The sequence below is a fragment of the Pseudomonas sp. NPDC089422 genome, assembly GCF_044749405.1.
GTDB lineage: Bacteria > Pseudomonadota > Gammaproteobacteria > Pseudomonadales > Pseudomonadaceae > Aquipseudomonas.
This window is the reverse complement of record NZ_JBIVHW010000008.1, coordinates 298,222-305,892: the sequence shown is the minus strand read 5'-3', so window position 1 is coordinate 305,892 and position 7,671 is coordinate 298,222. Positions and strand designations below refer to the sequence as shown.

The window sequence follows — 7,671 nt, the reverse complement described above, 5'->3', positions numbered from 1 at the left end:
CAAGGGACCGCGCGGCAATGCTTCAGGAATAACTGGCCGAAACAGATGTAGGAGCAGGCTTGCCTGCGATGCGCCGCGCGGGCGGCGCTCGATCTTGTAGGCGCCGAATGTCTCAAGGTCAACCCTAACCGCACTCAGGCGCTCAGGCGCGCCTGCGCAGCCAAGCGGTTGATCGCTGCATCCAGCTCATCCAGCGCCTGCGTTGCCTGCGGGCTGTCCTGCTTGAGCAGGGTCTCGCTGCGCTGACAGGCCGCACGCAACTGCGGCACGCCGCAATAGCGCGAGGCACCGTTGAGCCGGTGCACCTGCTCGATCAATGTCGACGGGTCATCCGCCTCGCGTGCAGCGCGAATTGCCTGGCGATCACTTTCCAGTGACGCCAGCAGCATGGCCAGCATGTCGGCAGCCAGGTCCGGCTTGCCGGCGGCCAGGCGCAAGCCTTCGTCCGGGTCCAGCACCGGCAGCTCATGGCTGTCGCCATGCGCCTCGCCGGCATGCTCCAGTGGCGATGCGCCCAGGCTCAGCCCGGTCCATTTCATGACCACCTGGGCCAACTGTCGCTCGCTGATCGGCTTGGTCAGGTAATCGTCCATGCCGCTGTGCAACAAGGCGCGTTTCTCGTTGGCCATGGCATGGGCAGTCAGGGCGACGATCGGCAGCGGGCTACCGCTCTGGGTCTTTTCCCACAGACGGATTTGCTCGGTACAGGCCCGCCCGTCCATGCCCGGCATCTGCACGTCCATCAGCACCAGATCGAAGGGCTCGGCCTGCACTGACTTGACGGCGGCATGGCCGTTGTCGACTGCCAGCACTTCGGCGCCCAGGTCTTCGAGCAACGTCTGCACCAGCAGCAGGTTGGCGGCATTGTCGTCGACGCACAGTATCTTCGCCCGGCGCTGGCCGCTGCTGGCCAGTGCCGGTTCGGCCAGCGGCCGGCGCGGTTGTACCAGCTCCAGCAGCAGGCGGCGCAGCTTGCGGGTGCAGGTCGGCTTGGACAGCAACTGACCATGGCCGTTAGGCAGGAAGGGGTGGTATAGCGCCTGCTCGGTGGTCGGGCACAGCACCACGCACTGGCAGTGCAAACGCTCCAGCTGCTGGTTGTACTGGCCGAGCTGCTCCGGCGAAAGCGTGCCGAGGTTGGCGCCGAGTACCGCGAACTCGAAAGGCAAGCCGGCCTGGAAGCCCGCCTGCACACCCTGCAGCAACTGATCGTAGGAGGCGAACAGGCTGACGCTCAGGCCACAGTCCTCTAGCTGGTGTTCCAGGGCCTGGCGCGCCAGCTCATGGCCATCGACAATGGCCGCTCTGCGCCCCAGCAACGGTTGCAGCGGTTGTTCCTCGATGTCGTCGTGGGCCTTGGGCAGGCTCAAGCTGATCCAGAACTGCGAGCCTTCGCCCGGCGTGCTGTCGACGCCGATCTCACCGCCCATCTGCTCGATCAGGCGCTTGGAAATCACCAGCCCCAGGCCGGTACCACCGGGCTGGCGGGCCAACGAGTTGTCGGCCTGGCTGAAGGCCTGGAACAGGGTGCGCACGTCCTGTGGCGACAGGCCGATGCCGGTGTCCTGCACACTGATGCGCAGCTGGGCGTTGTCATCCTGCTCGTCTTCGAGCATGGCCCTGACGACGATGGTGCCTTCGCGGGTGAACTTGATCGCATTGCTCACCAGGTTGGTAAGGATCTGCTTCAGCCGCAACGGGTCGCCGATCAGCGACGTCGGCGTGTCGCGGTAGATCAGGCTGAGCAGTTCGAGCTGTTTGGCGTGGGCGGCGGGGGCGAGGATGGTCAAGGTGTCCTGGACCAGGTCGCGCAAATTGAACGGGATGCTGTCGAGCACCAGCTTGCCGGCTTCGATCTTGGAGAAGTCGAGGATCTCGTTGATGATCCCCAGCAGGTTGTCGGCGGACTTCTCGATGGTGCTCAGGTAATCCAGCTGTCGCGGAGTCATCTCGCTTTTCTGCAACAGGTGGGTGAAGCCGAGGATGCCATTGAGCGGCGTGCGGATTTCGTGGCTCATGTTGGCCAGGAACTCCGACTTGATACGGCTGGCCTCCAGGGCCTCCTTGCGCGCCATGTCCAGCTCGATGTTCTGGATCTCGATGGTTTCCAGATTCTGGCGCACGTCCTCGGTGGCCTGGTCGATGCTGTGCTGCAGCTCCTCGTGGGCGCCGTGCAGGGTCTCGGCCATGCGGTTGATGCCGCGGGCCAGTTCGTCCAGTTCATGGCTGCCCATGGCCGGCAGGCGTTCGTCGAGGTGACCGTCCTTGAGCTGGTTGACCGCACGCTTGATGCGTGCGATCGGGTCATTGATGGTGCGGCTCATGCGCATCGCCAGCAGGCCACTGAGGGCCAGGCAGGCGAGGATCAGCAGCACGCTGGTGAACAGGTTGCGGTAGCCGCGCAACAAGGTGCCGTCGTGGGACAGCTCGATCTCGACCCAGCCCAGCAGGCGCTCGGCTTCGGCCGGTACGGCATCGGTGGCCAGGTCGCGGTGGTGGCCGAACACCGGCATCAGGTAACGGGTGGCGTCGTTGCCGGTGCGCTGCAGCAACTGGGTGCCGGTGCCGCCGCTGGGGGGCTGGTTGATCATGCTCGGCCCGGCATGGGCCAGGCGGCTGCGGTCGGGGGCGAGGAACGCCACGGCGCGCACGTCGGCCTGCTCCAGGGTCTGCGCGGCGATGCGCTCCAGCTGGGCAGGCGCCTGCCGTGCCAGGGCCGGTGCGGCCAGCGGTGCCAGCTGCTCGGCGAGCATCTTGCCGCGCTGCAGCAGCTGGGTGCGCAACTGGTCCTGCTGCAGCCAGGTGAAATAGCTGCCCAGCACCAGTGCCATCAGGCTGGCCGGCAACAGTGCCAGCAGCAGCACCCGGCTTCTGATTCCCAAACGATCGAGCACACTCGCCTCCTGTGATGTGCCTGGACGCCGTCGTCGCTGCGACGGAACAAAGCGGAAAGTTACTCCGCTGGCTGCGCTAATGCACCCATTGAATGTCATTTCGTTGCCTGGCCAAGGCATTGGTCGCAGGGCGGTTGCCTGGAAGGAGAGCATGCACAATAATTGCGCAACTGAGAATGGATGGCAGTTGCCAATGAATCCTGTAACTAATTACGCCTCTCGCATCCTGGCTATCGAGGACGATCCGGTCCTGGGTGCCTACCTTCACGAAGAGCTGCAGCGGGGCGGTTTCCAGGTCACCTGGTGCCGCAATGGCCTGGATGGCCTGGAGGCGGCCGGTCGGCAGAGTTTCGACGTGGTGCTGATGGATATCCTGCTGCCTGGCCTCAATGGCCTGGATGCCCTGTCGCGGCTGCGCCAGCATAGCGCCACGCCGGTTATCCTGATGTCGGCGCTGGGCGCCGAGGCCGACCGCATCAGCGGCTTCCAGCGGGGTGCCGACGATTACCTGCCCAAGCCCTTCAGCATGGCCGAGCTGCAGGTGCGGATCGAAGCGATCCTGCGTCGGGTTGCCCTTGAACGTCGTCACCAGCCGCCGCTGGAGGCCGTCGGCGACACGCTCTATTTCGACGAAGGCCTGTGTGACGTCAGCCTGGGTGGTCAGCCAGCCGGCATGACCCCCAGCGAGTACCGGCTGTTCGACATTCTCTACCGCAATGTCGATGAAGTGATGAGCAAGCCCTTCCTTTATCAGCAGGTGCTGCAGCGTGGCTACTCGCGACACGACCGTAGCCTCGATATGCACGTCAGTCAGATCCGCCGCAAGCTCAAGAGCATCGGCTACCACGAGCGGCAGGTCCGCACTGTGTGGGGCAAAGGCTACGTGCTCAGTGTCGGTGAAGCGGAGTAGGCCGTGCTCGATCGCCATTCGCTGTTCTGGAAGCTGGCCATCCTGCTGGTGGGCTTCTGCCTGCTGATGATCGGCCTCAGCTACACCTGGGGGCGCCACATGGAAACCCGCAACGCGTTTCTCGACGAGCCGGCCCGCAAGCTGCTGCGCGACTATGCCAGCGAGGCGGAACAGGCCTGGCGCGGCGGTGGGCGGGACGGGCTGGACCGCTGGGTAGCGGCGATGCAGCAGCGCGAGCGCGGCTGGATCGGTGTGCTCGACCTCAACCTGCGGCCCCTTGACAGTGCCATTCTCGGCCCCGAGATCATGCAGCGGCTGACCCGCCTGCGTGGCGTCGACTGGCCCATGAGCCGGCGCAGCGTCGACCAGCCGTGGCTGCGCATCCCATTCCCCGGCGCGCCGCAGCAGGGCATGCTGGTGATCGAGCTGCCACAACGGCTCAACCCGGGCCACTACCGGCTAGCCTGGCAGATCGTCACCAACGGCATCATTCCCGGTCTGTTTACCTTGCTGCTGTGTGTTGGCCTGTACCGGATGCTGATCGTGCCGCTCAACCAGCTGCGCGAGCAGGCCAATGCCTGGCGTGCCGACCAGCTTTCGGCACGCCTGGATTCACGTACCACGGCCCGCCACGACGAACTGGGCGAACTGGCCCGAGCCTTCGATCAGATGGCCGAGCGCCTGCAAGGTACCGTGGTGATGCAGCAGCAGTTACTGCGCGACCTGTCCCATGAAATGCGCACGCCGCTCAGTCGCCTGCGCGTGGCCTGTGACGGCGAGACCGATCTTGCGCGCCTGCGAGAACGCCTGGGGCGTGAGGTGGACTGCATGCAGCAGCTGGTCGAGAACACGCTGCAACTGGCCTGGCAGGATGCCGAGCGCGCGCCGATGAACCTTGAGCCGATCCAGGTTCAGGCACTGTGGGAGCTGCTGGCCGAGGACGCCAGCTATGAAAGCGGCTGGTCGGCCGAGCGGTTGCGCTGCGAACTGCCGGGCAATTGCTGGGTGGAGGGCAACCTCAACCACCTGGCCCAGGCCGTGGAGAACATGCTGCGCAATGCCATCCGCCATTCGCCGGAAAATGGCCTGGTGCGGTTGGCTGGGCAGCGCGAAGGCGGGTATTGGCGTTTGTGGCTGGAGGATGAGGGTGGGGGTGTGGCCGATGAAGACCTGGAGCGGATCTTTGCGCCGTTCTCCCGGCTCGATGGCTCACGACCGGGGGATGGCGGATTTGGCCTGGGGTTGAGCATTGCCCGCAGTGCCATCCAGCGCCAAGGCGGAACCTTGTGGGCGGAGAATGGCAAGCGCGGGCTGCGACTGTGCATGCGCTTGCCGATTCATGTGCCGGCCTCTTCGCGGGCAAGCCCGCTCACGCAGGTACAGCACTGCACCTGAAGGCTGCGCGAAAGCTTGATGCTTGCGGCTTATAGCTTGTAGCTATAGCGACCACAGATTGCGTGATATTGCCGGGAAGGGTTTGCCGGTATGATAGGCACCCCTGCCGTCCGGATTGTGAAATACGCCATGACCTTGCAGTACCCAACCATCGCCGATTGCGTCGGCAATACGCCCCTGGTTCGCCTGCAGCGCATCGCTGGCGAAACCAGCAATACCCTCCTGCTCAAGCTCGAAGGTAACAATCCCGCCGGCTCGGTGAAGGACCGCCCGGCACTGTCGATGATCACCCGCGCCGAATTGCGCGGCCAGATCAAGCCAGGCGACACCCTGATCGAAGCCACCTCCGGCAATACCGGCATCGCCCTGGCGATGGCGGCGGCGATCAAGGGTTACAAGATGATCCTGATCATGCCCGACAACTCCACCGCCGAACGCAAGGCCGCCATGACCGCCTACGGCGCCGAGCTGATCCTGGTGACCAAGGAAGAGGGCATGGAAGGCGCCCGCGACCTCGCCGAGAAGTTGCAGGCCGAAGGCCGCGGCCTGGTGCTCGACCAGTTCGCCAACGGCGACAACCCGATTGCCCACTACAGCAGCACCGGCCCGGAAATCTGGCAGCAGACTCAGGGCACCATCACCCATTTCGTCAGCTCCATGGGGACCACCGGCACCATCATGGGCTGCTCGCAATACCTCAAGGAACAGAACCCCAACGTGCAGATCGTCGGCCTGCAACCGATGGAGGGTTCGGCCATTCCGGGGATCCGCCGCTGGCCCGAGGAGTATCTGCCAAAGATTTTCGATGCCACCCGCGTCGACCGCGTGATGGACATGTCCCAGCAGGAGGCAGAGGACACCACTCGCCGCCTCGCTCGCGAAGAGGGCATTTTCTGCGGCGTGTCTTCCGGTGGTGCGGTGGCAGCCATGCTGCGCCTGTCCCGCGAAGTGGAAAACGCCGTGATGGTCGCGATCATCTGTGACCGCGGCGACCGATACCTGTCCACCGGCCTGTTCGACCCGAGCTAAATGTCCAAGAAGAAAAGCAACAGCGGCCTGCGCTTCCAGCCGGCCGGCGGCAACCGTACACCCCAGGTCCCCGTGGGCAAGAAGCAGCGCCTGGATATCGAGCGCCTGGCCGGTGACGGCCGCGGCATCGCCTTCCTGGAGGGGCGCACCTGGTTCGTCAGTGGCGCCTTGGCCGGTGAAGCGGTCGAGGCGCGGGTGCTCAATGCCCGCGGCAAGGTGGTCGAGGCGCGCCTGGAGCGGGTGCTGCAAGCCAGCCCCGAACGCCGCCAGGCGCCGTGCCGTCACTACGCGCGTTGCGGCGGCTGCAACCTGCAGCACCTGCCGCACGAAGCCCAGCTGGCGCTCAAGCAGCGCACCCTGGCTGAACAGCTGCAACGGGTGGCCGGCGTGCAGCCCGAAGAATGGGCCGCGCCCTTGAGCGGGCCGGAATTTGGCTACCGGCGCCGAGCGCGGGTGGCGGTGCGCTGGGACGTCAAGGCAAAGCACCTGGATGTGGGTTTCCGCGCCGAAGCCAGCCAGGAAATTGTCTCCATAGATGACTGCGCAGTGCTGGTACAGCCTTTGCAAACTATTCTTCGCCACTTGCCGACCGTGCTGCGTTCGCTGGGCAAGCCGCAAGCGATTGGCCATGTGGAGTTGTTCAGCGGTACCGCCGAGGCGGTGCTGGTGCGGCATGTGGCGCCGTTGCCGGCAGAAGACCTGGCCCGCCTGCAGGCGTTTTGCGACGAAGCCAAGGCGCAGCTCTGGCTGCAGGGCGAGGGTGAGCCGGCGCCTGTGGATGCCGAGGCGAAACTGGGCTTTGCCCTGGCGCCCTGGCAGCTGGAACTGGCCTGGCGCCCGGGCGATTTCGTCCAGGTCAACGCCCAGGTCAACACGGCGATGATCGAGCAGGCCCTGGCCTGGCTCGCTCCGCAGGCTGACGAGCGCGTGCTGGACCTGTTCTGCGGTCTGGGCAACTTCGCCCTGCCGCTGGCGCGTCAGGCACGTGAAGTGGTGGCGGTGGAAGGTGTGCAGGCCATGGTCGATCGGGCCGCGGCCAATGCCCGGAACAACGATGTGCATAACGCCGCGTTTTTTCAGGCCGATTTATCGCAGCCTTTGGCAGGCGCCGGATGGGCCGCCGAGGGCTTTTCTGCGGTACTCTTGGATCCACCGCGCGACGGTGCATACGAGGTGGTGCAAGGCATCGCCCGCCTCAACGCCAAGCGCTTGGTGTATGTATCGTGCAACCCGGCCACGCTGGCGCGAGACGCCCAGGTGCTGGTCGGCCAGGGGTACCGGTTAAAAAGGGCCGGGATTCTCGACATGTTTCCTCAGACGGCGCATGTCGAAGCCATGGCGTTATTCGAAGCGGGCTAGCAGGCTGGCCCCTTGGTGCGGCTTCCACGGAAGCGAAGCTGCACGGTGATAGCCAGTGCACCCGTGTGGTGCGCTGTATGGAAA

At 65.1% G+C, this 7,671-nt stretch carries 5 protein-coding genes; 4 read left to right on the top strand and 1 reads right to left on the bottom strand.

Annotated features, from left to right (window positions below; genetic code table 11):
• Positions 1-134: 134 nt before the first annotated feature.
• The gene (locus ACIPZ8_RS17620; RefSeq protein ID WP_400725643.1) at positions 135-2,894 is read right to left on the bottom strand and encodes a response regulator; all 2,760 of its coding nucleotides are present in this window, start codon (positions 2,892-2,894) and stop codon (positions 135-137) included.
• Positions 2,895-3,087: 193 nt separating this feature from the next.
• Here ACIPZ8_RS17620 and ACIPZ8_RS17615 point away from each other — a divergent pair, with 193 nt between their 5' ends.
• From ACIPZ8_RS17615 to rlmD, 4 genes are all read left to right on the top strand, one after another.
• Positions 3,088-3,804 (top strand): response regulator transcription factor, encoded by a 717-nt coding sequence (locus ACIPZ8_RS17615; RefSeq protein ID WP_400725640.1) that lies wholly within the window; start codon positions 3,088-3,090, stop codon positions 3,802-3,804.
• A gap of 3 nt (positions 3,805-3,807) precedes the next feature.
• The gene (locus ACIPZ8_RS17610) at positions 3,808-5,199 is read left to right on the top strand and encodes a histidine kinase sensor domain-containing protein (RefSeq protein ID WP_400725637.1); all 1,392 of its coding nucleotides are present in this window, start codon (positions 3,808-3,810) and stop codon (positions 5,197-5,199) included.
• Between the two features lie 129 nt (positions 5,200-5,328).
• Positions 5,329-6,228: a cysteine synthase CysM gene (cysM, locus tag ACIPZ8_RS17605; RefSeq protein ID WP_085675334.1), complete on the top strand. Its 900-nt coding sequence runs from the start codon at positions 5,329-5,331 to the stop codon at positions 6,226-6,228.
• Positions 6,229-7,587, top strand: coding sequence for a 23S rRNA (uracil(1939)-C(5))-methyltransferase RlmD (gene rlmD, locus ACIPZ8_RS17600; RefSeq protein WP_400725633.1), 1,359 nt, complete (start codon positions 6,229-6,231; stop codon positions 7,585-7,587). It abuts the gene before it with no gap.
• Positions 7,588-7,671 lie beyond the last annotated feature (84 nt).

Excerpts from the sequence above, each read along its gene's own strand:
- ACIPZ8_RS17615 (WP_400725640.1), top strand. The coding sequence starts at position 3,088 with ATGAATCCTGTAACTAATTACGCCTCTCGCATCCTGGCTATCGAGGAC.
- cysM (WP_085675334.1), top strand. The coding sequence starts at position 5,329 with ATGACCTTGCAGTACCCAACCATCGCCGATTGCGTCGGCAATACGCCC.
- rlmD (WP_400725633.1), top strand. The coding sequence starts at position 6,229 with ATGTCCAAGAAGAAAAGCAACAGCGGCCTGCGCTTCCAGCCGGCCGGC.